At 66.1% G+C, this 24,583-nt stretch carries 23 protein-coding genes and 1 pseudogene; 11 read left to right on the plus strand and 13 right to left on the minus strand.

Features of this window, described 5'->3' with window-relative positions; all coding sequences use genetic code 11:
• Positions 1-42: 42 nt before the first annotated feature.
• Positions 43-456, plus strand: a complete 414-nt coding sequence (locus M3I54_RS04075; RefSeq protein WP_375542088.1) for a winged helix-turn-helix domain-containing protein — start codon at positions 43-45, stop codon at positions 454-456.
• 41 nt (positions 457-497) lie between these two features.
• Here the strand turns inward: M3I54_RS04075 and M3I54_RS04080 are convergent.
• Positions 498-1,815, minus strand: a pseudogene (locus M3I54_RS04080) (DUF2325 domain-containing protein).
• Between the two features lie 353 nt (positions 1,816-2,168).
• Here M3I54_RS04080 and M3I54_RS04085 point away from each other — a divergent pair.
• The 6 genes from M3I54_RS04085 (at position 2,169) to M3I54_RS04110 (ending at position 8,899) form a co-directional block, all read left to right on the plus strand.
• Complete coding sequence (locus M3I54_RS04085) at positions 2,169-3,437, plus strand: MFS transporter (protein WP_254333247.1); 1,269 nt, start codon at positions 2,169-2,171, stop codon at positions 3,435-3,437.
• A gap of 157 nt (positions 3,438-3,594) precedes the next feature.
• A complete protein-coding gene (locus tag M3I54_RS04090; protein WP_254333249.1) occupies positions 3,595-4,053 on the plus strand; it encodes a zinc-finger-containing protein in 459 nt (152 codons plus the stop codon).
• Between the two features lie 222 nt (positions 4,054-4,275).
• Positions 4,276-4,674 (plus strand): hypothetical protein, encoded by a 399-nt coding sequence (locus M3I54_RS04095; RefSeq protein WP_254333251.1) that lies wholly within the window; start codon positions 4,276-4,278, stop codon positions 4,672-4,674.
• A gap of 750 nt (positions 4,675-5,424) precedes the next feature.
• The gene (locus M3I54_RS04100) at positions 5,425-5,595 is read left to right on the plus strand and encodes a hypothetical protein (RefSeq protein WP_254333253.1); all 171 of its coding nucleotides are present in this window, start codon (positions 5,425-5,427) and stop codon (positions 5,593-5,595) included.
• A 206-nt stretch (positions 5,596-5,801) separates the two neighbouring features.
• Positions 5,802-7,550, plus strand: a complete 1,749-nt coding sequence (locus tag M3I54_RS04105; RefSeq protein ID WP_254333255.1) for an ABC transporter permease subunit — start codon at positions 5,802-5,804, stop codon at positions 7,548-7,550.
• Between the two features lie 14 nt (positions 7,551-7,564).
• Positions 7,565-8,899, plus strand: a complete 1,335-nt coding sequence (locus M3I54_RS04110) for an AAA-associated domain-containing protein (RefSeq protein WP_254333257.1) — start codon at positions 7,565-7,567, stop codon at positions 8,897-8,899.
• A gap of 85 nt (positions 8,900-8,984) precedes the next feature.
• Here M3I54_RS04110 and M3I54_RS04115 read toward each other — a convergent pair whose 3' ends face one another.
• Together M3I54_RS04115 and M3I54_RS04120 are read right to left on the minus strand one after the other, a co-directional pair.
• A complete protein-coding gene (locus M3I54_RS04115) occupies positions 8,985-9,383 on the minus strand; it encodes an FKBP-type peptidyl-prolyl cis-trans isomerase (protein ID WP_201699559.1) in 399 nt (132 codons plus the stop codon).
• A 297-nt stretch (positions 9,384-9,680) separates the two neighbouring features.
• Positions 9,681-12,575 (minus strand): mechanosensitive ion channel family protein, encoded by a 2,895-nt coding sequence (locus tag M3I54_RS04120; RefSeq protein ID WP_254333259.1) that lies wholly within the window; start codon positions 12,573-12,575, stop codon positions 9,681-9,683.
• A 437-nt stretch (positions 12,576-13,012) separates the two neighbouring features.
• On the opposite strand from M3I54_RS04120, the gene M3I54_RS04125 reads away from it, so the two are divergent.
• Positions 13,013-14,302, plus strand: a complete 1,290-nt coding sequence (locus tag M3I54_RS04125; RefSeq protein ID WP_254333262.1) for an MFS transporter — start codon at positions 13,013-13,015, stop codon at positions 14,300-14,302.
• A 3-nt stretch (positions 14,303-14,305) separates the two neighbouring features.
• On the opposite strand, the gene M3I54_RS04130 is transcribed toward M3I54_RS04125, so the two are convergent.
• Positions 14,306-15,307 (minus strand): 2-dehydropantoate 2-reductase, encoded by a 1,002-nt coding sequence (locus M3I54_RS04130; protein ID WP_254333263.1) that lies wholly within the window; start codon positions 15,305-15,307, stop codon positions 14,306-14,308.
• A gap of 4 nt (positions 15,308-15,311) precedes the next feature.
• Positions 15,312-16,082: a class II aldolase/adducin family protein gene (locus tag M3I54_RS04135; RefSeq protein ID WP_254333264.1), complete on the minus strand. Its 771-nt coding sequence runs from the start codon at positions 16,080-16,082 to the stop codon at positions 15,312-15,314.
• A gap of 167 nt (positions 16,083-16,249) precedes the next feature.
• Here M3I54_RS04135 and M3I54_RS04140 point away from each other — a divergent pair, with 167 nt between their 5' ends.
• Entirely contained in the window at positions 16,250-16,693 is a 444-nt protein-coding gene (locus M3I54_RS04140) for a MarR family winged helix-turn-helix transcriptional regulator (protein ID WP_254333265.1), read from the plus strand.
• Between the two features lie 57 nt (positions 16,694-16,750).
• On the opposite strand, the gene hpaI is transcribed toward M3I54_RS04140, so the two are convergent.
• From hpaI to M3I54_RS04175, 7 genes are read right to left on the minus strand one after another with little or no spacing between them, the layout of a single operon-like run.
• Positions 16,751-17,533 (minus strand): 4-hydroxy-2-oxoheptanedioate aldolase, encoded by a 783-nt coding sequence (gene hpaI / locus M3I54_RS04145; RefSeq protein WP_254333266.1) that lies wholly within the window; start codon positions 17,531-17,533, stop codon positions 16,751-16,753.
• Positions 17,534-17,549: 16 nt separating this feature from the next.
• Complete coding sequence (hpaH, locus tag M3I54_RS04150) at positions 17,550-18,353, minus strand: 2-oxo-hept-4-ene-1,7-dioate hydratase (RefSeq protein WP_254333338.1); 804 nt, start codon at positions 18,351-18,353, stop codon at positions 17,550-17,552.
• A 23-nt stretch (positions 18,354-18,376) separates the two neighbouring features.
• Positions 18,377-18,778: a 5-carboxymethyl-2-hydroxymuconate Delta-isomerase gene (locus M3I54_RS04155; RefSeq protein ID WP_254333267.1), complete on the minus strand. Its 402-nt coding sequence runs from the start codon at positions 18,776-18,778 to the stop codon at positions 18,377-18,379.
• Positions 18,779-18,793: 15 nt separating this feature from the next.
• Positions 18,794-19,657, minus strand: a complete 864-nt coding sequence (hpaD, locus tag M3I54_RS04160; protein ID WP_254333268.1) for a 3,4-dihydroxyphenylacetate 2,3-dioxygenase — start codon at positions 19,655-19,657, stop codon at positions 18,794-18,796.
• Complete coding sequence (gene hpaE / locus M3I54_RS04165; RefSeq protein ID WP_254333270.1) at positions 19,657-21,114, minus strand: 5-carboxymethyl-2-hydroxymuconate semialdehyde dehydrogenase; 1,458 nt, start codon at positions 21,112-21,114, stop codon at positions 19,657-19,659. The genes hpaD and hpaE overlap by 1 nt, the downstream gene beginning before the upstream one ends.
• 34 nt (positions 21,115-21,148) lie before the next feature.
• Positions 21,149-21,904, minus strand: coding sequence for a fumarylacetoacetate hydrolase family protein (locus M3I54_RS04170; RefSeq protein WP_254333272.1), 756 nt, complete (start codon positions 21,902-21,904; stop codon positions 21,149-21,151).
• The gene (locus M3I54_RS04175) at positions 21,901-22,671 is read right to left on the minus strand and encodes a fumarylacetoacetate hydrolase family protein (protein WP_254333339.1); all 771 of its coding nucleotides are present in this window, start codon (positions 22,669-22,671) and stop codon (positions 21,901-21,903) included. Before M3I54_RS04175 ends, M3I54_RS04170 begins: the two co-directional genes overlap by 4 nt.
• Before the next feature lie 192 nt (positions 22,672-22,863).
• On the opposite strand from M3I54_RS04175, the gene hpaR reads away from it, so the two are divergent.
• Positions 22,864-23,262, plus strand: a complete 399-nt coding sequence (gene hpaR, locus M3I54_RS04180; protein WP_133183917.1) for a homoprotocatechuate degradation operon regulator HpaR — start codon at positions 22,864-22,866, stop codon at positions 23,260-23,262.
• Between the two features lie 96 nt (positions 23,263-23,358).
• Here the strand turns inward: hpaR and M3I54_RS04185 are convergent, their stop codons facing one another.
• The gene (locus tag M3I54_RS04185; protein ID WP_254333273.1) at positions 23,359-23,670 is read right to left on the minus strand and encodes a thioredoxin family protein; all 312 of its coding nucleotides are present in this window, start codon (positions 23,668-23,670) and stop codon (positions 23,359-23,361) included.
• Positions 23,671-24,297: 627 nt separating this feature from the next.
• Here M3I54_RS04185 and M3I54_RS04190 point away from each other — a divergent pair.
• Positions 24,298-24,573: a hypothetical protein gene (locus M3I54_RS04190; protein ID WP_201699573.1), complete on the plus strand. Its 276-nt coding sequence runs from the start codon at positions 24,298-24,300 to the stop codon at positions 24,571-24,573.
• Positions 24,574-24,583 lie beyond the last annotated feature (10 nt).

Consider the following 24,583-nt stretch of genomic DNA (forward strand, 5'->3'; position numbering starts at 1 on the left):
AGCGGGCCTGGCGGGCGGAACGCATCGTGTATGCTTGCGCGCATGACCAAGTCCCCCAACGATCAACCGCGCGCAGACGCTCCCGCGCCCGCACAGGCGCAGAAACCGGCCCGACCCGAGGTGCGTTTTCGCATGCGCATCGTTCAGGACAGCACGATCGCGCTCGGGCCAGGCAAGGTGTCGCTGCTCGAAGCCGTTCGCGAACATGGCTCGATCTCGGCTGCGGCGCGCAGCATGAACATGTCGTACAGGCGCGCGTGGCTGTTGATGGATGAACTCAACCGCGCGCTGGAGTCGCCGGCCACGGTTTCGGAGCATGGCGGGCAGAGCGGCGGCGGCAGCATGCTCACGCCGGTGGGCGAAGAGATCGTTCACCTGTATCGCAGCATCGAGGCGCGCGCCGCAGCGGTCTGCGAGGCCGAGATCGAAGCACTCGTCAAACTCGTGAAGACCTGACGTGATGTGACACGGCGGCGCACGGCCGCCAACGCAGGCGCTTAGCCGTGGCGCAAGCAGAAACGCGAGACGGGCACCGCGGCGAGCGTGGGCGTCGCGTTCGCATGTAGCCGCATCATCAACTCGACGAAGCTGGCAAGACTCGCCGTGCGCAATGGGTGCCACGTGACCTGGTGCCGTTCGCACACGCGCTTGAGCGTGCTCATCGAATCGTGGTCGATACAGCCCACGGGAAACACCGCGAGATCCGCGTTTGCGAGCGCTGCGGCGAGCAGGCCCTTGCGATCCTCCGCGCCGCCGTCATGCACGGTCAGCTCGCCCCCTGCCGACTCCACCCAGCGCCTGAGCGCGTGATTCGAACCCGGCCTGCCACCCACGTAGACGATGCGGCGGCCCTTGAGCGCACCCTCGGGAAGCGCGCGTTGGGCCTGCGGGTCTTCGTACGCTTGCGTTGTCTGCTCCATTGCGTGGACTTCGGCGCGCAAGGCGTCGATCAGCGTGTGGGCTTCGTCGAGCTGCGCGCAGCGTGTGGAGCGCAGCGGCATCGGCATTCGCGCGCTGCTCGGCGATTTCGCGGCGGCTCGTGTGCAGCGCGACCCGCGCGTCGCGTGCCGCGAGCGCTTCCTGCAGCGCTTCGAGCTGCGCGTGCTGCGACGTTGTCTCGCGCTGCGCCGCCAGCTGCGCGGTTTGCGCATCGAGGGCATTGCGCGCTGCGTCGCGCTCACGGCTCATCTCGTGCAAGCGTGCCTGCTGGCGCTCGATCCTGGTCTGGAGTTCGGCGTTTTCCGCTTCCAGCGCTACGAGGCGGCGCAAGTCGGCGCGATTGGCCGCGCCAACCAGGTGCGAGAGCATGTGCAGCTCGCCGAACGCGGCCTGGCGCACTTCCATCGTCGTGGCCGGATGCGTCATCACCGCCCAGTACGCGGGCGGGATGTCGCCGTTCGCGAGCGATTCGTTCCAGAGCGCGAGCACGGCTCGCGTGTCGCGCGCGCTGGCGAAACGGCGCACCGCGCCTGCGTAGCGCGTGTCGAGGGCTTTGTGCAGTGCCTTGCCGCCCGCGCCGCCTTCTATTGCCAGCTCGACCGCGGCGTGATGGATCTCGAGATCGCTCGCGCGCTGGGCGTCGAGCCTGGTGAATTTCGGAACGAGCTTGCGCAGTTCGTGCGTGCTCAGGCAGGTGCCGATGATGGAGCAGTGCAGATGGGCGTCGAGTTCGACAAGGCGCGTGCGCTGCCGCGCGCGGGCGAGTTCGGCCTGCGAAGGGCCGCAGCAGTCTGCGCTTGCCAGGACGCGCAGCGGGGTTTCTTCGGCAGATGTGCCGCCCGGCGTACGGGCGAGGCGGAACGGCGGTGCGTGCATGATGACCTCTGATCCACTGCGGAACGCGGGCTGTGCATGGGCGCGTGCGGCGACTGTGCCTCGACCCGGCTGGGCGCCCCCGGCTGGGCGCCCCCGGCTAGGCGCCCCCGGCTAGGCGCCCCCGGCTGGCCGCGCGCCGACAGCGCAATATACCACGGAATATATCGAAGGCCGGATGGCGGCCAGGACGCGGTTCAGGCAGCGGGTTCGCGCACGAGCGTCGTTGCGAGCGCATGAATCGTGCGGTGCCATGATCCGGTGGCGCGACGTCGCATGAACTAAAATTGCCGCTTTGCGCCTCGCTCGTTGCTGGTTGCGCACGCACCCGACTCTTCGCTTTTTCCCGCTGTTCAATGACCACACCTTCTCCGGAGGCGGCGTCCGACGACCCGCCCAGTCTTTCGCGCAATCGCGGTTTCCAGCGCTTCTATGGCGCGCGTGTGCTGTCGTCGCTCGCGTTTCAGATGCTCGCCGTCGCCATGGGCTGGCACATCTACGCGCTCACGCATAGCGCGTTCGCGCTCGGTCTTGTCGGCCTGGCGCAGTTCCTGCCGATGTTCTGCCTCACGCTCGTTGTCGGCCACGTGGCGGACCGCTACGACCGCAGACGCATCGCATCCGTCTGCCAGCTCATCGAATGCGCCGCCGCGCTGACCTTCGCGGCCGGCACGCTCGGCGGCTGGCTGAGCGCGCCGCTCATCTATGCGCTCGCTGCGTGCGTGGGAGCGGCGCGCGCGTTCGAGTCGCCCGCCATTTCGTCCTTGCTGCCGGGCGTCGTGCCGCGCTCGCAGCTGCCGAATGCGACCGCGTGGTCGACCTCGGCGAACCAGACCGCGAACATCGTCGGACCGGCGCTGGGCGGCCTGCTGTACGGCATCGGCGCAACGCCGGCCTACGCGGCCTGCTCGCTCGCGTTCGCGGCGGCGGCCACGCTCTCGGGCACGATCCCGTTGCGCGCCAAACCGCCCGCGCGGGCGCCCGTCACGCTCGAATCGGTATTCTCGGGCATCGCGTTCATCCGTTCGCAGCCCGTCATTCTCGGCGCGTTGTCGCTCGATCTGTTCGCGGTGCTGTTCGGCGGCGCGACGGCACTCTTGCCCGTATTCGCCCGCGACATCCTGGACGCCGGGCCCATCGCGCTCGGTCTCTTGCGCTCGGCGACGGCCGCGGGCGCGCTGGCGGGCTCGATCTGGCTCGCGCACTTTCCGCTGCGGCGCCGGCCGGGTCTCGCGATGTTCGGCGGGGTGATCGTGTTCGGCTGCGCGACGATCGCGTTCGGGCTTTCGCACAATATCGTCGTGTCGCTGATGGCGCTGGCGGTGCTGGGCGCTTCGGACGTGGTGAGCGTGGTCGTGCGCACGTCGCTCGTGCAACTGCGCACGCCCGACGAAACGCTCGGCCGCGTGAGCGCGGTCAATTCGCTTTTCATTGGCACGTCGAACCAGCTTGGTGAGTTCGAGTCGGGGCTCACGGCTGGCTGGTGGGGCGCGCCGTGCGCCGTGCTCGTGGGCGGCGTGGCGACGATCTGCGTCGCGCTGCTGTGGATGCGGCTCTTTCCGGCCCTGCGCGACACGCGCGCGCTCGAGCGCGAAGAGGCGCACGCCACCGCGAGCGCGAACTGATCGCGCGCGGCAGCCTGCGGCGCCCCGTCCTGCTGATGCCGTGCGCGGGGTTTGCCGTTATCCTTTCTCCAGGGACCGCTCGCAGCAGCGGACCACCGTTTCTCTCATTCACCCGTCAAGTCATGCATCCATCGACCATCGCCCCGAGGAGCGCCGCATGCGCGTAGGCCGCCCCGTCAAGGCGCTGCCGCAGCCGCTGTGCGACTACTGCGGCGCGAAAGCGGTGCTCGCGCGCTTCGCCGACGACGCCTACCCGTATCGCGACGATCACGGCCCGCTATGGGTCTGCACGCCCTGTGAGGCCTGGATCGGCGTGCCTGCACGCAGCACGCGCAACGTGCCGCTCGGCCGGCTTGCCAACGCCGCCCTGCGCGACGCCAAGAGCCGCCTGCACGATGCGCTCGAACCGCTAGTGGCCGCGAAGATGCGGCGCGACAAAGTCAACGCCTTTGAGGCGCGCGGCAAGGCCATCCGCTGGCTGGGGGAGGAACTGGGCTTCGACCTGCCCAATCCGTCGATCCACCTCCTGAGCTTCGAGCAGTGCGAGCAGGCCATCGCCCACATCGAGGCGTTCATGGCCGCGCGGCGCGCAGAGGGCGGGGGCGAACCGCGCTGAGGCGGCCGCCGACCGGCCACGGCCAGCCGGTTGCCCGCCCCGCCAGGCGATGCGCGGCGCATGTCTGTCACTGATCGTTACATTCGATTTGAGGGTCGACGCTTAACCTTCGGCGCGGCGTGCCGTTATTGCACGGAACAGACTCTTACTTGCCCTTCCATGGCCAGGACCATCCCTTTTCCGCAGCGCTCGCAAACCGGTCGCCCCCGACGCAGCAAGTCGATGCTGCTGCCGATCCCGCACGCGGTCGCCAACGAACTCGCGCTGCAGGTGCATCTCGCGCTCGCCGCGCTCCGCCGCGGCGGCACTGGCGACGACGCGCGCGCCTTGCTCCATGCTCACGTGCTCACGCAATCGATTGCGGAGGCCGGATATGGCGTGCTCGAACCGGAAAAGGTGCGAGCGGCCGATGCCGTGCTGATCGCCTGCTTCGAGCGCGGCAACACGGGCGGCGGCTGGCAGCTGGACGAAGCGGGCTTCGAGGCGGTGGCGCAGCTAGTGAATGCATACGACCGACAGCTGCAAAGCGCGCCGCTGTGGGCGCTGACCGAAGCAAGCGAGCGGCTCGAGCGTATGGGCGCCGGCGAAACCAGCCAGCAGGCATTGCGCAAGAGCGCGTGACGCGAGGGACGCCGGGTACGCACCTTGCTGCGAGGTTTGATAACCGTTGTCGCACAGAGGCAGTGGATAGCAAGCCGTATGGCGAAGTGAACGGACGCCGGCCACCAGCGGGCGCTGTGGCGACATTGGCACGAGATTTGACGCGGGACGCGAATCGTGTTGACTTCGGACAGGTGGCGCGCCTAAAATTCGCCCGTCTTAACAAAAGGGGCTGACGCCTTGGACAGTAGCAGTTGTCGATCTTCGAATAGTTTCGCTGCCTGACCGGCAGGACGTCCGCGCTCCCTTTCTTTCAGCCGCCGTCTTGCCAGCCAGGCAGATGGTGCGCGTCCAGCAGTAAATCTTCGTGCACTCTTGAATAGCGTCGACCGACGCCGCAGCGCCTTGACCGTATCGAGCGCCGCGGATGGCCGACATCGCGCCGTAAGCCCGCCCTGATCGACGCGCGCTTGCGGCACGGTTCGTTCGTTGCGCCCTGAGCGCGACGCGCGGATCGACACATGCGCGCCTTGAGGCCCTTGAAGCCGCTTCGCGTTCGAGCCGCCGGCTCGATGCAAGCCCCGGGGTCAGCCGCCGTGACGATAAGGAGTTCCGATGTCTGACAGTGACAGTTATCCGTTATGCCGCTTCCTTTTGCATTGCACTGAGGAAAGCGGGCAGACGCGAGCCGCCACGCGCTGAAGAAAGCGCTCTGCCGGGTCTGCTGGCTTTCCTCCCCAACGCGTCCCCCGCGACGCCAGGAGAACCAGTATGAACTTCGGCCTTCTTTTGCCGCATCTGCCGCAACTGCAGCCAACGCAGCACACCCTCCATCCCGATGTGATCGGCGCGCGTGAGCGCGCGAGCGCTCCGACGCCCTGCCGGGAATCGCGACTCGCCGCGCGCTGGCGAGACCTGCGAGCGCGCGTGTTTCGGGTCTGAATCAGACAAGCTGTAACGGATCTCCGCGCGTACGCCCAGCCGACCCGGCCGGCCGTACGCGCCGCGCGAGGGATTCGCGCAATAACCAATCGCCGGTGCTTCGACATGAACCAGTTCAACCACACATTGCGAACGACCCGCCGCGCAGCGCGCGCCTGCGCCGGCGTGCTCATGCCCACGCCTGTACTCGCTAACGGAGGCCGCTAATGGAGTTCAGCTTCAACCTGAACCGCACGGCCAACGCCTCGGCGTGGCGCGTGCTGCCGAACCGCTGGGACTTCGTGGCGTTCCCGCTGATGATCGGCCTGATCGCGATGGCGGCCGTCGGCTTTCACGAAACGATGGCGCCCATCGCGACGTTGAAGGCGCAGCCCATCTCGCTCGATCCCGCGAACCTGCCCGAGTACGCCATGCGCACCACGCTGCGCATGCTCGCGGCAATGGTGGCGTCGCTCACCTTCACGCTCGTGTACGGCACGCTCGCGGCGAAGAGCCGCCGCGCGGGCCAGGTCCTCGTGCCGATTCTCGACATCCTGCAGTCGGTGCCGGTGCTTGGGTACATCTCGTTCACGGTCACGTTCTTTCTCGCGCTCTTTCCTTCGCGCGTGCTCGGGGCTGAGCTCGCGGCGATCTTCGCGATCTTCACGAGCCAGGCCTGGAACATGACCTTCAGCTTCTACCAGTCGCTGCGCACGGTGCCGCGTGATCTGGACGAGGTCTCGCGAGGTTTCCACCTCACGGGCTGGCAGCGCTTCTGGAAGCTCGAAGTGCCGTTCTCGATGCCGGGCCTCATCTGGAACATGATGATGTCGATGTCGGGCGGCTGGTTCTTCGTGGTGGCCTCCGAAGCGATCACGGTGGGCAACAATACGATCACGCTGCCGGGTGTTGGCGCGTATCTGGCCCAGGCGATCGCGGAAAAGAACCTGCACGCCGTGGGCTGGGTGATTCTCGCGATGATCGTGGTGATTCTCGCCTACGACCAGTTCCTGTTCCGCCCGCTCGTAGCGTGGGCCGACAAGTTCCGCATGGAGAACACGAGTTCGGGCGACGCCCCGGAATCGTGGCTGCTCGACCTGATTCGCCGCACGCGCCTCATTCACCGTCTGCTCGTGCCGATGGGCTTCCTGCTCGCCACGCTCGCGCGCATTCCGTTGCGCGTGCAACTGCCGAAGTCGCTGCCCGTCGTCACCACGATGAGCAAGCGCTCGCGCATTGGCGATATCGTCTGGGCCGCGTTCGTGATCGCGCTGACCGTGTTCGTGGTGTGGCACGTGGTGGCCTATGTGCGCACGGGCGTGACGCTCGATGAAGTCTGGCACGTGTTCGTGCTCGGCCTCATCACGCTCTTTCGCGTGCTGCTCTTGATCGCCATCGCTTCGGTGATCTGGGTGCCGCTCGGCGTGCTGATCGGTCTGCGTCCGGCGCTCGCCGAGAAGGTCCAGCCGCTCGCGCAGTTCCTCGCCGCGTTCCCGGCGAACCTGCTGTTCCCTGTGTTCGTCATCGTGATCGTGCGCTTTCACCTGAATCCGGACATCTGGCTCTCGCCGCTCATCGTGCTCGGCACGCAGTGGTACATCCTCTTCAACGTGATCGCGGGCGCAAGCTCGTATCCGAACGATTACAAGGAAGCGGCTACGAACTTCCGCATTCGCGGCTGGCAATGGTGGAAGAAGGCCATCCTGCCGGGCATTTTCCCGTACTACATCACGGGCGCGATCACGGCTTCCGGTGGCGCATGGAACGCGAGCATCGTCTCCGAGTTCGTGCAGTGGGGCGACACGAAAGTCGTCGCGCACGGCCTCGGCGCGTACATCGCACAAACGACCGCCGCCGGCGACTTCCCGAAGATCATTCTGGGCATCGCGATGATGTCCCTGTTCGTTACGTTGTTCAATCGCGTGCTCTGGCGTCCGCTGTACGCGTACGCCGAGTCCCGGCTGCGCCTCGATTGAGATGGAGTGACATCATGCTGAATCCGAAAATCGTCTCATCCGACCTGCTGCCGATGCGGCCCGCTCCCGGCCAGGAAGTGCTCGCCGTCAAGCATGTTTCGCGCGGCTTCGCGAAGAAAGAGGACGAGCGCCTCGTGCTCGACGACGTGAACCTCTCGCTGCACGAGGGCGAGATCGTCGGCTTGCTGGGCCGTTCCGGCTCGGGCAAGTCCACGCTGCTGCGCATCATCTCCGGGCTCATCGAGCCGACCGAAGGCGAGGTGAACTGGCTCGGCAAGCCGCTCGAGGGGCCGGCCGAAGGCGTCTCGATGGTGTTCCAGACCTTCGCGCTGTTCCCGTGGCTCACCGTGCTGCAGAACGTGGAAGCGGGCCTCGAAGCGCAGGGCGTGGGCGCGCGCCAGCGCCGCGAGCGGGCGCTGGCGGCCATCGACCTGATCGGTCTGGACGGCTTCGAAAACGCGTATCCGCGTGAGCTTTCGGGCGGCATGCGCCAGCGCGTGGGCTTCGCGCGCGCGCTCGTGGTCGACCCGACGCTCCTGCTCATGGACGAGCCGTTCTCCGCGCTCGACGTGCTGACCGCAGAAACGCTGCGTACCGATTTGCTCGACCTGTGGACGCAAGGGCGTCTGCCGATCAAGTCCGTGCTGATCGTCACGCACAACATCGAGGAAGCGGTGTTCATGTGCGACCGCATTCTCGTCTTGTCGTCGAATCCGGGGCGCGTGTCGGCCGAGATCAAGGTGCCGTTCAAGCATCCGCGCAACCGGCTCGATCCGGCATTCCGCAAGCTCGTGGACGAAATCTACGCGAAGATGACGGCTCGCGAAGCCGCCGAGGCCACGCATCGCCGTCTCGAAGTGGGCAGCCGCCTGCCGGATGTGTCGACCAACATCATGGCGGGTCTGATCGAGACGCTGGCGGCCGCGCCATATCACGGCCGCGCCGACATGCCGGAAATTGCACGCTCGCTGCACCTGGAAGTGGACGACCTGTTCCCGATCGTGGAAATGCTCCAGCAGCTCGGCTTTGCCGACGTGCGCGAAGGCGATGTGCTGCTCACGCCGCCCGCGCGCGTGTTTGCGGAGATGGGCACACAGGCGCGCAAGCTCATGTTCGCCGATCACTTGCTGCGCAACGTGCCGCTCGCGGCGCGGATCAAGAAGGTGCTCAACGAGCGGCCGGGCCATCGCGCGCCGCGCGTGCGCTTCGAGCAGGAGCTGGAGGACGTGCTTTCCGATGTCGACGCCGAAGAAACGCTCGATACCGTGATCGAGTGGGCGCGTTATGGCGAGGTCTTTTCGTACAACGACCAGTCGGAAATCTTCAGTTTCGAGGACGTCGAGGCGTAAGGCCTGCGTCCTTGCTAAAACAAAAACGGGCGGCTAAGGTCTGAACCTCGCCGCCCGTTTTTTTTGCCGGCAGAATCTGCTGGCCTTACTGCCCGATACCGATCAGCTCGATTTCGAACGTGAGGTCGCTGTTCGGCGGGATCGGGCCGACCGCGCGATCGCCATAAGCGGTCGCCGCCGGGCAGGTCAGCTTCGCCTTGCCGCCGACCTTCATCTTCTGCACCCCTTGCGTCCAGCACGGAATCACGCGATTGAGCGGGAAGGTCGCCGGGCCGCCGTGCTTGTCGGAGCTGTCGAATTCAGTGCCGTTCGCGAGCGTGCCGCGATAGTTCACGCGCACGACGTCGGTGGCGGCGGGTTGCGGACCGGTGCCTTGCTTGATGTGTTCGACGACCACGCCAGACGGCAACTTCTCGATGGTGTTGGCGGCGAACGCGGTCGTTGCAACGGTGGCAGCGGCGACCAGGGCAATCAGTGATTTCATGAGATGTCCTCGTTGAATGGCAAATCGATTATATCGGGAGCGTCGCCTGGGTCCTGGTTCATCGCCGAATATGACGGTGATGAAAAGGTGAGCTTCTTCGGGACCCGCCGCGCCGCGCGTGCGGCGCACCGTGGCACCGATCGCAGACCCTTGATTAGACGGAGAACTTTACCGTGCCAGCGTTGCGCCGCGACGTTGCTTGCGGCGTATCGGTGAGCGTTTTCGGGAGATGGATCGAGTGAGGCGAAGGGTGAGGCCGGCGCGCGTGAGCCGCGCACCGGCCAGGGTGTCGACGCATCAATTCGGCTTGCCGCTCGACGACCCGTTACCGTCGCCCGATGCACCGGCGCGGCCAGTGCGCGGCTTGCCGCCTGGCGAAGCAGCCGTCGAAGCGCCGCGTGCCTGCGCCCGCGCGCGATCGTTGTCGCTGGCGTCGTCGTCGTGATCGTCGCCATACGTATGCCCTTCGACATCGTCACCGCGCGCCATGCGCACGAGGAAGTTGCGCTGCGGATTCGCCAGCTCGATGCCGCGCTCCGTGAAGCGCAGCAACACGCGCTTGTTGAACTCGCGCTGCACGCCCCAGCGCGCCGAGTCCTTGCACTGCATCTGCCCGACGAGCGTCACGGTCGCGCCATCCACCTGATCGACGCCCCAGTACGCGAAGTCGCTGAGAATGCCGTTCTTGAACGCGTCTTCCTTGCGGATCTCGGCGCCGATTTCCTTGAGCGTGTCGATGGCGCGCTGCAGATCCGCGCCATGCGCGATCTGCACCTTCACCGCCGCGTTGCCGATGCCGCGATTCGTGTTGTTCACGGTCGTCACCGAGCTGAACGGCACGGTGTAGAGCGAGCCGTCGCCGCCGCGCAGGCGCACGGTGCGGATCGAGAGAAACTCGACCGTGCCCGAGACGCCCGCCACCGTCACCCAATCGCCCACCTGCATGGCGTTTTCCGTCAACAGGAAGATGCCGGTGATGAAGTCCTGCACGAGCTTTTGCGAGCCAAAGCCGAGCGCCACACCGAAAATACTCGCGCCCGCAATGAGCGGCGCGGTGTTCACGCCGAGCTGCGAGAGCGCGGTGAGCCCGACCACGACGAGGATCGAAACGAGCAGCGTGGTGCGGAACATCGGCAAGAGCGTGCGCAGGCGCGCGGCGCGCACGAAGTCGCCGGCGTCGGTCCACGTGTTCAGGCGCCGCTCGGCCGCGCCGTTCGCGAACTCCCAAATCGCGACTGCGGCGACGATGGCGATCACGATAGTCAGGAGTGCAGATCCCAGCAAATGCCCGATAGGCGCGAGCGCGAGAATGCGTGCGGGACGCAGGCCCCAGACGTGCAGCAGCAGGTCAAGCGTCACGATCCCGATCGCCAGGACGACGATGCGCCGCAGCGCAGGGTAATAGCGATACGCACGGCGCTGGCCGAAGCTCATCTTCTCCTGATCGTCGCGCAACCCGAACAGGCGGCTCAACGCGCCGAGCAGCACGATGGCGCTCACGCGCGCGGCGAGCAGGACGACGAGCGAGAGTCCGCCCGCGCGCAGCAGCGCTGCATAGCCGCCGCGCAGATCGAGCGCCCAGACGAACCAGAGCGCCAGGACCACGAAGAGCGCCACGCCAACCCAGATGTCGGCGAACCACTGCATGAACCAGGCATACGAGCCATGGCGTGCGGCGGCGGCGCGCATGGCTTCGGCCACGGGGCGGCGCAGTTGCAGGATCATCACCGCAAGCGCGAGGTGGCCGACCAGCGTGACGACCTTCACGAGCGCGAGATGCGCGTCCTCGGTCATGCCGAGCGGCACCGCGCCGCCAATCGCCCCGCCCACGCCGCCGATCACGACGATGCGCACGAGCCAGCGCTGTGCGTAAGCGGCCCAGTCGTCGGGCAGCGGCACGAGGCGCAGCGCGGCGGCATCGGGCGCGAACAGCAGCTTGCCGAACATCACGATCACGCGGCAGATCACATACGTATCGACGATCTGGCCCACGGCTTCGGCGGCCGCGGCGTCGTCGGGGCCGAAGAGGGAAAGCACGCCCGCGGCGCACAGGCCGAAGGCGACCACGGGCACGACTTCGAGCAGCATGACGAGCAACGCGCCCGGCAGACGCTGCAAAAGGCGCCAGTGATGCACGCCGCGCAGCGCGTGGTAGGCCTCTTTCGCGCGGTCGGCGGCGGTTTTCGGCGTGGCGTCGGCGTTGTCCTCGGCTTGCGCCGCGACCACGGTGGCGCGCGCTGCCGCGTTGGCGCTCGCGTTCGCGTTGGGGCCGGCATTCGGGTCGCTGTCCTTATCGTCTTTGCCCTCGGCAGGCTCCATGCCGGCGGCTTCGCGCAGGGCGTCTTGCTGCGCGTCGGCTTTCGCATCGGCGGCTTTTGCCTGCGCGGCGAGCGCGACGCTCGTGCCCGTCGCTTCAGGCGTTTGTGGCTGCGGCATTGGCGTGCCGCCTTGCGGGGGTTCGGCGTCCTCGCGCTGTTTCGCGGCCTGGTGCGCGGCAATGGCGCGCTCAGGCGTAGCGACGACGCGGCGCAGCAGCGTGGCGAGCGCGAGCGCCGGCACGAGCGTGAGCAGGAGCACGCGCAGCAGCGCGAGCATCAGCGCGTGGCCTTGCGGCGTGTTCAGATGGTCCTGCCACCAGTTGCGCGTGGACCAGAGGCCGAGCAGCGTCGCGAACGTATGGTTCAGATGCTGACCGACCATGCGCGCGCCGTGCGCGGCGTGATCGGCTATCTGCACGACTAGACCGTTGGAGCGCAGCGCGCCCGCGAGCGGCGCCGAAGCGGGCGTGGCCGCCGACGCGCCGGAGCCCGCGGCGGGCGCACTGGCCGGCTCGCTCGCCGAGGCGGGCACGGCCAGTGCGCCGGCGGCGGCGATGGCGCGCAGCGTGTCTTCCATGTGGCCGCGCTGCACGGGGTCGTCGAGAACCCGCAGGGCGGCTTGCGCCTGAGTGGGCGTGAGCGCCACGGGTGCGGCGGGGTTGGCCGCGTTGGCGTCAGTGGCGGGCGCGGCAGGCTGGGCGGGATGCGCTGGGTTCGCGCCGGGCTTGAACGCTTCGGCGACGGTGGCCGGTGTCGCCGCCGTTGCACTCGACGCGCCGAACGCGACCGTCAGACCGGCAGAAACGGCGAGAACGGCAACGAGAGCATGCAGGCGCGACGTGCGTGGGAACCGAAAGGCAGAAGTAAGGGACATCCTTGTCATTGGCTTACGGGTCGCGACTGCGGCGACCCTTCAGTGGCGGCGGAGGAAAAAGACAGCGGGACGAAACGCGCGGCTGGAAGCGCGTGGGCGCGGCGCACAACCTGCCGCCGCCCGATTCGTCGGAACGTTCGACGCGCTGCCGCAATTTTGGGGCCCACTTTGTGCGTGGGTGGGCGACATGGCGTTTGCGGAACCGCAAAAAACGGCGCGGCGCGCGAAACGTGAGTGCTGACTGTGTTGCGAGTATGCCTCTTTTACCTTACGAACGCGGATGAGGCGCGCACGCCAGGCGCCGATAAAAGGGACGCTTCGATGCCGTACGCGGTCCGCCACCTACGCGGGTTTTGATCAGTGGCGCGTGCGCCCGGGCGAATGCTACCGTTGCACGGTCCACTATCCAGGCCCGCAAGAGGCCGACGAGGAGAGCCATGAACAGCGTCAGCATGACCGGAGTGCGCAAGGGCAAACTGAGCCGCACGCAGTTGATCGTCGCCGCGACGATCGGCAATGCGCTCGAATTCTTCGATTTCACCGTCTATAGCTTCTTCGCGCTGACCATCGGCAAATTGTTCTTTCCCACCATGTCGAGCTACGGGCAGTTGCTGGCGTCGGTGGCGACTTTCGGCGTGGGCTTCGTCATGCGGCCGCTGGGCGGCGTCGTGATCGGCGCTTATGCCGACCGCGCCGGACGCAAGCCCGCCATGACGCTCACCATCTTCATGATGGCGCTGGGCTGCTTGCTGATCGGCCTCGCGCCCACCTACGCGCAAATCGGTGTGGCCGCACCGGTCTTGATCGTATTCGCGCGCTTGCTGCAGGGGTTTTCCGCAGGCGGCGAAGTGGGCGCTTCCACCACGCTGCTGATCGAGGCGGGCACGCCCGCCAATCGCGGCCTGCTCGGCAGCTGGCAGTTCGCGAGCCAGGGGCTGGGCGTTTCGCTCGGCGCGTTAATGGCGGGACTCCTGACGACTTTTCTCGCCGCCGACACACTGCTCGCCTGGGGCTGGCGTGTGCCTTTCCTCATGGGCGTGGCGATCGCGCCGCTCGGCATATGGATTCGCCGGCGTCTGGACGAACAGTTGCCGCAGCAGGCGAGCGCGGTGCGCATGCCGGTGCTCGCCGTGATGCGCGACCACTGGCGGCGCGCGGCGCTCGGCATCTTGCTGACGATCGGCTCCACGGTCACGGCCTATGTCGTCACGTTCTATATGCCGACGTATGCGATTCACGAACTGAAGGTGCCCGCGCCCACGGCCTTGCTGGCGGGGCTCGTTTCTGGCGTCGTGACCTTTCTGGTTGCGCCCGTATCGGGGCTGCTCTGCGATCGGTTCAGCCGCCGCGCGCTGATCTTCTGGCCGCGCGTGGGCGTCTTGCTGTTGATCTACCCGGCGTTCCTGTGGCTGGCGAGCGGCCCGGACGCCACGCGTCTTTTGATCACCGTGGGCGGCCTGAGCGTGCTGCTGGGGCTGCAGGCCGCGCCTTCCATCACGATGCTGCCTGAGATGTTCCCGCGCGCCGTGCGCGCGACGGGCATGGCGATCGTCTACGGCATCGGCGTGGCGATTTTCGGCGGCTTCGCGCAAACCGTTGCCACCTGGCTCGTGAAGAGCACGGGCAATCTGCTCGCGCCCGCGTGGTACGTGATGGCGTGCGTGGCGATCTCGTGCCTCGCGTTGCCGTTCATTCGTGACCTCACGGGCAAGCCGCTCGAGGATTGATTGCTAGCGTCCCTGGCGCGCCACTTCGAGATTCGAGTCGAGCTGGCGCGCAAGACCGTACAGCATGCCGAGCGATGGCGCCGCGATGCCCACGCGCTGCGCCAGTTCATATGGCGCGCCTAGCAGTGCTTCGACTTCGAGCGAGCGCTCCGCTTCCACGTCTTGCAGCATCGAGGTCTTGAACGCGCCTAGCTTGCGCGTGATCGCGTTGCGCTCCTCGATGGTCATCGCGAGGCGAATGCCGAGCACTTCGCCAATCGCACGTGCTTCTGCCATGACCGCGCTCACGAGTTGCGCCGTGAGCGGGTCGTCGAGAATCACGTCGGCGGTCGAGCGCGTGAGCGCACTGATGGGGTTCATCGTCATATTGCCCCAGAGCTTCGCCCAGATATCGGCCTGAATCGGCGCGGCTTTCGTGACCTCGAAGCCAGCCCTCGCAAGCAGATCGCGCGCTTCCTGCGCGCGCGCGGCCATGTGCGCCGAGCCCTCGCCGACGATCAGATGATTGCCGCCGCCCTTGCGGATCACGCCCGGCCCCGCAATCGACGACGACAGATGCACGACGCAGCCCGAAGCCTGCGCGGGCGGCAACGCCTTCGAGATGACACCGCCCGGATCGACCGCTTCGAGCCGGCCGTTCGCGTGCGTGCCGCCGAATTCGTGGAGGAACCACCAGGGTACGCCGTTCATCGCCGAGACGATATGCGTGTGCGCGCCCACGAGCGGCGCGAGCGAAGCTGCCGACTGTGCGAGCGACTGACCCTTCAGGCAAATGAAGACGACGTCTTGCGCGCCAAGCGTTGCGGCGTCGTGGGTGGCGTTGACGGGTTGCGTGTAGCGCGTGGCGCCTTCGACGATCGTCAGACCGTCGCGGCGAATCGCTTCCAGATGCGCGCCACGTGCGAGCAGATTCACGGCGATGCCCGCGCGGGCAAGACGCGCCGCGATCAGGCCGCCGATCGCACCACCGCCGACGACGGTGATCTTTTGATTCGGGGTGTTCAAACTTTCACTCCTGATATGACGGGTCGATGCGCGTGACACGACGGACCAGCGCGTCGAGCACGTTCTGGCCCGCGCCATGTTCGGGCGAGAACTGCAAAGCGTCGCGCGTCGCGCGTTCGGTAATGGCGGGCGAGATCGGCAGCGTCTGGCCGCGCATCGAATCGGTCACGACCTGCACCTCACATGCGCGGTTGAGCGTCCACAGCAGCGCGAAAGCGTGCGCGAGGGTTACACCGTGCGAGAGCAGCCCGTGATTGCGCAGGATGAGCAGCCGCTTGTCGCCCATCGACTTCAGAATGCGCGATTTTTCTTCGGCGTGCACGGTGATGCCTTCGAAATCGTGATACGCGACCATGTCGTGCAGCTGCGCCGAATAGAAGTTTGTATACGCAAGGCCGCCGTCCATACACGCCACCGCGAGCCCTGCCGTGGTGTGCGTGTGCATTACGCAATGCGCGTCTTCCACGGTTGCATGAATCGCGCTGTGGATCACGAAGCCGGCCGGGTTGATCGGATACTCGCTCGGGCTCAGGACATTGCCTTCGAGATCGATCTTGACGAGATTCGAGGCCTTGATTTCGTCATACGTAAGCCCGAACGGGTTGATGAGGAAATGCTTGTGCGGCCCGGGCACGCGCAGCGTAATGTGATTGAAGATCAGCTCGGTCCAGCCCATGAGATGAAACACGCGATACACGGCGGCAAGCTGCACGCGCGCCGCCCATTCCGCGGGGTCGCACCATTCGGGGCGCGTGCGCTGGATGTTTTCATTCATGGAAGTCTCCTCCTGGCGGGCTCTGGTCACGCCGATCCTACGCGCAAATAAATGCGTGTGCAAGCATCAATTTTTCGATGAAATGCCTGCAGAAAAGGGCTTTCATCGATGCTATCCTGATGGCGTGGCTGCATTTCGCGGCCGCTGAAAACCAGGCGGGAAGACGAATGACGGGGAAGTACAACATCGCGGAGCTGTTCACCTACCGGCTCCATGCGCTCAAGAAGCAGACCGATCGCACGATGAGCGACGCGTTCGAGGCAGCGCTTTCCCTGTCGCTCACGGAGGCGCGGCTGCTGCTCAGCGTGGGCGCGTTCGGATCGTCGTCGGTGTCGGATCTCGGGCGCGTGTCGAATCTCGACCGCAGCCAGGCGAGCCGCGCCACCGACGTGCTCGAACGCAAGGGCCTGCTCGCCAAGACCTCGAACGAGGCGGATGCACGCGGGGTGCTCGTGGCGCTCACGGCGCAGGGGCGCAGCACCTACCGGCGCGCAGCGACGATCTCGAAGGCGACGAACGACGCGATTCTCGCCACGCTGAGCGAGCACGAGCGCGAAGTGCTGGCGACCGTGCTGGCCAAGCTCGTGGCGAGCGGAGAGGAAGGCGAATGAAGCGGGCGAATGAAGCGCGCCCCGCGCGTGACGGGATGAACGCGGGATGAACGCGCGTTAACCGCGCGCCGCGGGCTGGCGGAATTTCGCGGCCAGTTCACTTGCGCTGCGTGCGAGCAACGACACGTCGCTGCCCACGGCGACGAACGTCGCGCCGGCTTCGAGATATTCGTTCGCAATGACCGGATCGGCCGCGAGCACGCCCGCGCCCTTGCCTTGCGCGCGCACGGTGCGAATACCCTTGCAGATCGCCTCGCGCACTTGTGGCGAGCCCGGTTGGCCTAGCAGGCCCATCGAAGCGCTCAAATCCGCCGGCCCGAAGAACACGCCGTCCACGCCTTCCACTTTCGCGATCGCTTCGAGCTGGGCGAGCGCGCTTGCCGTTTCCACCTGGACCAGCACGCACAGTTCTTCCGCAGCGTGATGCAGATAGTCGGCAGAGCCGTTCCAGCGCGAGGCACGGGCAAGCGCGCTGCCCACGCCGCGCACGCCGTGCGGCGGATAGCGCGTCGCGGCGACGGCGGCGTGTGCCTCGTCGGCGTTCTCGACCATCGGCACGAGCAGCGTTTGCGTGCCAATGTCGAGCAGTTGCTTGATGATGGCGGCGTCGTTGCGCACGGGCCGCACGATAGCGTGCGCGGGGTAGGGCGCGACGGCCTGCAGTTGCGCGAGCGTGCTACGCAGATCGTTGGGCGCGTGCTCGCCGTCGATCAATAGCCAGTCGAAGCCCGTGTTCGCAAGCAGTTCGGTCACGTACGAGTCGGCGAGTGCGGCCCACAGACCGATTTGCGGGCGGTCTTGCGCGAGCGCGCGCTTGAATGGGTTGGCGGGGACGGCCATGATTACGACATCCTGATCAGATGAAATTGAAGCCGATGCCGCCCAGCGGGCCGTAATCGGCATGGAACGTATCGCCCGCGCGTGCCGGAATGGGGGCCGTGAACGAGCCGCTCAGGATCACGTCGCCGGTTTCGAGGCGCTCGTCGTGGCGCGCGATCTTGTTGGCGAGCCAGGCAACGCCGGTTGCCGGATGGTTGAGCACCGCAGCGGCCAGCCCGCTTTCCTCCACGGCGCCGTTCCTGTAGAGCAGCGCGCCGACCCAGCGCAGGTCCACGTCGAGCGGCTTCACCGGGCGGCCGCCCAGCACGACGCCCGCGTTGGCGGCGAAGTCGGAAATCGTGTCGAACACCTTGCGCGGCGCTTTGGTTTCGCGGTCGAACTGCTCGATGCGCGCGTCGATGATCTCGATGGCCGGCGTGACGTAGGCCGTTGCGTCGAGCACGTCGAAGAGTGTGACGTTGGGCCCTTGCAGTGGCCGGTTCAGCACGAACGCCAGTTCCACTTCCACACGCGGCGCGATGAAACGGTCCGCGCGAATCGCGCTGCCTGCGGGGATGAACATGCTGTCGAGCAGCGGCGCGTAGTCGGGCTCGTCGATCTGCGACGCGCGCTGCATGGCGCGCGACGTGAGGCCAATCTTGCGGCCCTTGATCGTGTGGCCCGCGGCGAGCTTGAGTTTGACCCATTCGCGCTGGATCGCGTAGCCGTCGTCGATCGTCATCTCCGGATGCGACCGTGAAAAATGGCGCAGCTGCGTGCGCGTGCGCTCCGCCTCGTTGAGCTGCGCGGCCAGCGCGCAGATGGTTTGCTGATCTAGCATCATGAATTCCCGTGCGCGTGCACTCAGGTTTTGAGCCGGGTGTGCAGGTTGTTGTGCTTCCACGCGCCTTCCTCGCTGAACTCGACGATTTCGAGCGAGAGCGCGAGGCCGTGCGACGCGAAAGCTTGTGCGAAGTGCTGCTTGATCGCGTCGAAGAGCGCATCGCCCGTCGCCCGTCGCACGGCTTGGGAGCGACCCGCGCCGATCTTCAGGCAGCCGTGCAGGAAGGCGTTCCCGGGATTGCCGTCGGCAACGAAGTACTGTTCGCAGCGCAGCGCGCGCGTGCGAATGCCGCCGCGTGGATAGACGCGTGCGCCGTTTTCATCGCGTTGCGCATCGAGCACGTGGGCCAGCGTTTCGCAGAGCCGGCCCATGCTGCTCGCATCCGCGAGATTCGCGCTGTATTCGAGGGTGAGGTGGGGCATGGCGTTCTCCCGTGTTCAAGCGGGCAGCGGCGTGACCGGCAAGATGGCGTTGATCTGTCCGGTGCCGGAGCTGCCGAAATACGGCGTGACGACTTCCGCGCGGCCTTCGTAGCGGTCCCACCCAAGCGCGCCGAGCAGCATGGCGGTGTCGTGCATGCCGCCCTCGCCCCAGCACTTTTCGTTGTACATCGGCAGCATGTCGCAGAAGGTTTTCCAGTCACCGCGCTCCCACATCGCCACGACGTTGCGATCGGTCGCTTCGAGAAACGGGTCCCAAACCTTGTGCATGAAGGCTTCGGCGGTGCCGTTGTTGGCGAAGTGGTGGCTCAGCGAACCGCTCGCGAGTATCGCCACCGTGCCGTCGTAGCGTTGTTCGATCGCGCGGCGCACGGCCAGGCCGAAGCGCGCGCTAGTGGCGAGGTCGTGCCACATGCACCAGCCCGCCACCGAAACCGTGCGGAAATGTTCGTCGCCGTTCATATAGCGCATGGGGACGAGCGTGCCGTATTCGAGGTCGAGCGTCGTTTCGCTATGTGCGCGCGTCTTCACGCCCATTTCGTTCGCGACATCGGCAATCAGATGGCCAAGCTGCGCATTGCCGGGATACGCGTACGGCATGTTCTTGATGAAGTGCGGCAGCTCGTTGCTCGTGTAGATGCCTTCGAAGCGCGGCGCACAGTTGATGTGATACTCGCTGTTCACGAGCCAGTGCACATCGAACACGACGATCGTATCGACGCCCAGTTCGCGGCAGCGCCGGCCGATCTCGTGATGCCCGTCGATGGCCGCCTGGCGGCAGCCCTTGTGGGGGCCGTCCAGTTCGGAGAGGTACAGCGAAGGCACGTGCGTGACCTTGGCCGCCAGCGCGAGTTTGCCCATTACACGCCCCAGTGCGGAATGTGATGCGAGCCGAGCGAAACACACACGTTTTTCGGCTCGAGGAACACTTCATAGCTCCACGTGCCGCCTTCGCGGCCCACGCCCGAAGCCTTCGTGCCGCCGAACGGCTGGCGCAGGTCGCGCACGTTCTGGCTGTTCACGAAGCACATGCCCGCTTCGACGGCGGCGGCCACGCGCAGCGCGCGGCCAGTGTTCTCGGTCCACACGTAGCTGGACAGACCATAGGCGATGTCGTTGGAAAGGCGGATCGCGTGAGCTTCGTCTTCGAAGGGAATCAGGCACGCAACCGGGCCGAAGATTTCTTCCTGGGCGATGCGCATGCGGTTATCGACATCGACGAACACGGTCGGCTGAACGAAGTTTCCCTTCTTCACCGCGTCGGGCAGCGCCGGCGCGTCGAGGCCGCCGCACGCGAGCGTCGCGCCTTCCTTCGGCCCGAGTTCGATATAGCTGCGTACTTTCGCGAGATGGCCCTGGCTGATCATCGGGCCGACGATGGTTTTCTCGTCGAGCGGATCGCCCACGCTAATGCGCTTCGCACGCTCGACGAAGCGCTCAGCGAACTTCGCGTAGATCGAACGTTGCACGAGAATACGCGAGCCGGCCGTGCAGCGCTCGCCGTTGTTCGAGAAGATCATGAACACGGCGGCGTCGAGCGCGCGCTCGAAATCGGCGTCGTCGAAGATCACGAACGGCGATTTGCCGCCCAGCTCCATCGAGAACTTCTTGAGGCCCGCGGCCTGTACGATGCGGTTGCCCGTGGCCGTCGAGCCCGTGAACGAAACCGCGCGCACATCGGGGTGCGCAACGAGCGGCTCGCCCGCTTCCTTGCCATAGCCATGCACGATATTGAGCACGCCCGCCGGAATGCCCGCGTCGAGCGCGAACTGGCCGAGCATCGAGGCCGTGAGCGGCGATAGCTCGCTCATCTTCAGCACAGCGGTATTGCCGAACGCGAGGCAGGGTGCGACCTTCCACGTTGCGGTCATGAACGGCACGTTCCAGGGCGAGATGAGCGCGCACACGCCCACGGGATGAAACAGCGTGTAGTTCAGATGTGTGGACGTGGGGTAGGTGTGGCCGTCCACGGCGGTACAGACTTCGGCGAAGTAGCTGAAGTTGTCGGCGGCGCGCGGCACGAGTTGCTTGCCGGTTTGCGAAATGGTCTGGCCCGTGTCCTTCGTTTCGGTCTGCGCGATTTCGGGCACGTGCTTCGCGATCAGCTCGCCGAGCTTGCGAATCGCCTTCGCGCGCTCGGCGGCGGGCTTTGCCGCCCATGCGGGAAACGCGTCCTTCGCGGCGCGCACCGCGAGATCGACTTCCTCCGCGCCGCCGCGCGCCACTTCCGCGAGCACGTCCTGGTTCGCCGGATTCACGGTTTCGAAGTAGTCGCGCCCGGTGTGCGCGCGGCCGTTGATGAGATGATCGATGCGCATGTCTAACGTATTCCGTGTTCGATTCGTTGGCGGATCAGCGGCCGTAGTCGGCGTCGCTCGCGATGGTGTTGACGAGACGGCCCAGACCGTCGATCTCGCACACCACTTCGTCGCCCGCATTCACGTTGACGACGCCTTCGGGCGTCCCGGTCAGAATGACGTCGCCGGGGGCGAGCGTCATGAAACCGCTCAAATACTCGATGAGATCCGCGATGCCGGTGACGAAATCGCGCGTGTTGCCGTTCTGCTTGAGTTCGCCGTTCACGTAAGTGCGCAGGCCGAGCGCGTTGACGTTGGCGATATCGGCGGCGTTGACGAACCAGGGGCCCAGCACGGTGCCGCCGTCGCGGTTTTTCACGCGCAGGTTCGGGCGGTAGTAGTTCTCCAGGTAGTCGCGGATCGCGTAGTCGTTCGCGATCGTGTAGCCGGCCACGTACTGCATGGCGTCCGCGCGCTTCACGTTTTGCGCGGTGCGGCCGATCACGACGGCAAGCTCGCACTCGTAGTGCATGAACGTGACGTCGGCGGGGCGGCGCGTGGTGCCGCGATGGCCGATCACGCTGCCCGGCCCCTTGAGGAACACGAGCGGCTCTTCCTGCTTCGAGAATTGCAGCTCTTTGGCGTGCTCGGCGTAATTGAGCCCAAGTGCGAAGATCGTGCCGGGCTCGAAAGGCGCGAGCCAGACGACTTCGTGCTCCTCGCGCACGCGGCCGTCGGCGAGCCGCACGCGGTTTCCTTCGGGCGTGGCTTCGTGTATGGCGCCTGCATAGGCAACGCGTCCGCGCATCATGCTTGTGCTCCCCGCGCCACGCCTGCCGCGACGAATTCGATTTCGAGCGGCGCCCAGTCTCCAATGGAGATCGCTGCACGCGCACCGGCTTGAACCACGGGTGCGCCATGTGGCACGCCGAGCGTGATGACGTCGCCGGGGGCGAGCGTCATGAAGTCGGTGACATCGGCGAGCAACTGGGCGACGCCGCGAACGCTCGTGGCCGTGGTTGCATGGAAGGCCGCGCCGCCTTCGATGTGCACCGCAATGGCAAGCCGATCGGGATCGGCCACATGCCGGCGCGCGACCACGGCGGGGCCGATTACGCAGAAGTTGTCGCGCGCGCGAAATCGCACCGAGGGGCGATAGACGCTCGCGTGCGGCACGCTCAGATCGGCCACGAGCGTATAACCCGCGATGTAATCGAATGCTTCATGTGCTGCGACGCGCGCGGCAGTCCGCCCAATCACGACGCCGAGCGACGCGCCCACTTGAACGCCATCATCGCCGGGCACGACCACGCGCGCGCGGTGGCCCGAGAGCGTGTTGCGCGGCTTCAGGTAGAGAATGGGCGCGCGCGGCGGCGTTTTATAAGGGGGCGCGTTCACGGCGTCGCCCAGCGCTTCTAGCGCGTGGCGGTCGTTGAGCAGCGTGCCGTAGACAGCGCCGCTCACGGGTGCCCGGCAACGCGTGCCCGTGGCGAGCAGCGCGCGCATGGCAGCGGCGGCTACGTCGCGCGGCAAGGCCTCGCCTTCGACGTGCAGCAGATGATCGGCAACGGAAAACATGGCTTGGATTGGCTTCACGGAAACACTAATATGTGAGTGATAGTGCGCTTGCTATCATCCGTCGTCAATCGTCGATGAGAATTTTCCGGGTTTCCCCTGGGCCGCCCAGTTCCTCGAATTCCCCGTTTAGCTGAAACCGCCATGTCCGATACTTCGCGTCCGACCACTCGCGTCGCGCACCGCAACCTGCCCATGCTGCTGCTGCGCGCACGCGAAAAGATGATGGAACGCTTTCGCCCGCTCATCACGTCGCACGGCCTCACCGAGCAGCAGTGGCGCGTGATACGTGCGCTCAACGAAAGCGGACCGCTCGAGCCGCGGCAGATTTCCGACCTGTGCACGATATCCAGCCCGAGCATGGCGGGTGTGCTCGCGCGCATGGAGGCGCTCGGGCTCGTGACGAAGGAGCGTTTCGCCGACGACCAGCGGCGCGTGCTCGTCTCGCTCACGAAGAAGAGCCATCAGCTCGTGAAAGCGATTTCGAAGGAGCTGGAGGCGCGCTACAAGGCGCTGGAAGCGGAGGTGGGGCCGGAGGTCGTCGAGCGTGTGTATCGCGCGATTGACGATCTGCTCGCCGGGCTGGAGGAGTGAGCGTGGCGCGACTTCAGGCGCGCTCGCGAGCAAAGGTGAGGTTTTTCGGGAGGGTTCGCGCGGATAGTTCGGACCTCGTATGAGGGCCTGGCGCGACTACGCGAGCGAAGCGAACGCCTCGTCGAGTTCGGCGGCGTTTTGCGGACGCACCACGCGCGCGACTTCCACGCCGTCGCGCAGGAAAATCAGCGTGGGCCAGAGCTTCACGCGAAACGAGCGGCCTAGCGCGCGGCCCGGTCCATCTTCCACTTTCAGGCGACGCACCTGTGAATTGCGCTCGAACGCCGCGCCGATCAGCGGTTGCGCGCCCTGGCAATAGCCGCACCAGTCGGTGCCGAATTCGACGACGGCGGCCCCCCTGAGCGAGTCGATTTCCTTGCGGGCGGGCGCGTTCGTTGCGTAGTTCATCGCGTGATTCCTCGTATTGGCATCTGCAGACATCTACGTACGATACCGCATCGCGCGGCATCGTTCAGGGTTCGCTTTGCCGCCCATAGGGGCGTTCGCGCGAGAGGTGAGGCTTTTCGGGAGTGAGCATGTTTGCACGTGTCGACGCACCTTGAACGGAATTGAGCGAGCGCGTGGACTGTGCCGTCACGAGCAAAAATACCTTGAAAACAAGGGCGAAACGCAAAGCCAGCGCGTGATGCGGTGAGCGAGAACCGATCGGCAGACGCACTCAAAGTGGCGTGGATCCGCGCTTCAAAGCACAAAGGTGAGCGTTTTCGGGAGAGGCTGGAGTGCGCCATCGGCGATCATGTGCAGCGAGGCGAGGCACCTGCCTATCCATCGTGCGGAATCCATATTAGCCCTGATTTCAAGGCGTTTTTTACTCGCCGTGCGTGACGAAGCGACAAGCCGTCGCGCTCGCGGCCGCTGCGCGTGTGCGGCAAAGGTGAGAAGATTCGGGAGTGCGCTTTGGGTTGACCCTCGCGCTGCCGGGCCTCGAATGGACGCCCGCACCCGATGGGTATATAACATTGAAAAGTGCGGGGTTCTTTTGACTACTGCTCACCAAGGGAGATCGAGTTCATCATGACGAGCGACGACACGCAAAAGCAGGACGCTCAAAAGCCTGGCGCCGGTTCATCGCAACCGGATCTGGAGAGTCTGAACGCCGCCTTCAGTCACGTCGACGAGGGCGTGAAATCCGGCAAGATCGCGGCGGGCGCGGCCAAAGGCCTCGTCTTCAGCCTCGTCGAAACGCTGGGCGCGCTGGTGGGCGACCCCGACCTGCCGCAACACGCGCGTTCGGGCTACGAAGGGTTGCTCGAAGCCGCGCGCGAACTGCGCGCCAAGCTGGAGCACTAGTCGTTCTCAA

This window comes from Paraburkholderia sp. CNPSo 3274, assembly GCF_024206475.1.
In the GTDB taxonomy this organism is placed as follows: domain Bacteria; phylum Pseudomonadota; class Gammaproteobacteria; order Burkholderiales; family Burkholderiaceae; genus Paraburkholderia.

What these genes read in the sequence shown, in the direction of transcription:
- M3I54_RS04185 (WP_254333273.1), bottom strand. Translation starts at nt 23,670, where the DNA reads ATGAACTACGCAACGAACGCGCCCGCCCGCAAGGAAATCGACTCGCTC.
- M3I54_RS04115 (WP_201699559.1), bottom strand. Translation starts at nt 9,383, where the DNA reads ATGAAATCACTGATTGCCCTGGTCGCCGCTGCCACCGTTGCAACGACC.
- M3I54_RS04140 (WP_254333265.1), top strand. Translation starts at nt 16,250, where the DNA reads ATGACGGGGAAGTACAACATCGCGGAGCTGTTCACCTACCGGCTCCAT.
- M3I54_RS04190 (WP_201699573.1), top strand. Translation starts at nt 24,298, where the DNA reads ATGACGAGCGACGACACGCAAAAGCAGGACGCTCAAAAGCCTGGCGCC.
- M3I54_RS04170 (WP_254333272.1), bottom strand. Translation starts at nt 21,904, where the DNA reads ATGATGCGCGGACGCGTTGCCTATGCAGGCGCCATACACGAAGCCACG.
- M3I54_RS04085 (WP_254333247.1), top strand. Translation starts at nt 2,169, where the DNA reads ATGACCACACCTTCTCCGGAGGCGGCGTCCGACGACCCGCCCAGTCTT.
- M3I54_RS04090 (WP_254333249.1), top strand. Translation starts at nt 3,595, where the DNA reads ATGCGCGTAGGCCGCCCCGTCAAGGCGCTGCCGCAGCCGCTGTGCGAC.
- M3I54_RS04075 (WP_375542088.1), top strand. Translation starts at nt 43, where the DNA reads ATGACCAAGTCCCCCAACGATCAACCGCGCGCAGACGCTCCCGCGCCC.
- M3I54_RS04105 (WP_254333255.1), top strand. Translation starts at nt 5,802, where the DNA reads ATGGAGTTCAGCTTCAACCTGAACCGCACGGCCAACGCCTCGGCGTGG.
- M3I54_RS04095 (WP_254333251.1), top strand. Translation starts at nt 4,276, where the DNA reads ATGCTGCTGCCGATCCCGCACGCGGTCGCCAACGAACTCGCGCTGCAG.
- hpaH (WP_254333338.1), bottom strand. Translation starts at nt 18,353, where the DNA reads ATGCTAGATCAGCAAACCATCTGCGCGCTGGCCGCGCAGCTCAACGAG.
- M3I54_RS04120 (WP_254333259.1), bottom strand. Translation starts at nt 12,575, where the DNA reads ATGTCCCTTACTTCTGCCTTTCGGTTCCCACGCACGTCGCGCCTGCAT.
- hpaE (WP_254333270.1), bottom strand. Translation starts at nt 21,114, where the DNA reads ATGCGCATCGATCATCTCATCAACGGCCGCGCGCACACCGGGCGCGAC.
- M3I54_RS04175 (WP_254333339.1), bottom strand. Translation starts at nt 22,671, where the DNA reads ATGTTTTCCGTTGCCGATCATCTGCTGCACGTCGAAGGCGAGGCCTTG.
- M3I54_RS04100 (WP_254333253.1), top strand. Translation starts at nt 5,425, where the DNA reads ATGAACTTCGGCCTTCTTTTGCCGCATCTGCCGCAACTGCAGCCAACG.
- M3I54_RS04125 (WP_254333262.1), top strand. Translation starts at nt 13,013, where the DNA reads ATGAACAGCGTCAGCATGACCGGAGTGCGCAAGGGCAAACTGAGCCGC.
- hpaI (WP_254333266.1), bottom strand. Translation starts at nt 17,533, where the DNA reads ATGGCCGTCCCCGCCAACCCATTCAAGCGCGCGCTCGCGCAAGACCGC.
- M3I54_RS04110 (WP_254333257.1), top strand. Translation starts at nt 7,565, where the DNA reads ATGCTGAATCCGAAAATCGTCTCATCCGACCTGCTGCCGATGCGGCCC.
- M3I54_RS04135 (WP_254333264.1), bottom strand. Translation starts at nt 16,082, where the DNA reads ATGAATGAAAACATCCAGCGCACGCGCCCCGAATGGTGCGACCCCGCG.
- M3I54_RS04155 (WP_254333267.1), bottom strand. Translation starts at nt 18,778, where the DNA reads ATGCCCCACCTCACCCTCGAATACAGCGCGAATCTCGCGGATGCGAGC.
- hpaR (WP_133183917.1), top strand. Translation starts at nt 22,864, where the DNA reads ATGCTGCTGCTGCGCGCACGCGAAAAGATGATGGAACGCTTTCGCCCG.
- hpaD (WP_254333268.1), bottom strand. Translation starts at nt 19,657, where the DNA reads ATGGGCAAACTCGCGCTGGCGGCCAAGGTCACGCACGTGCCTTCGCTG.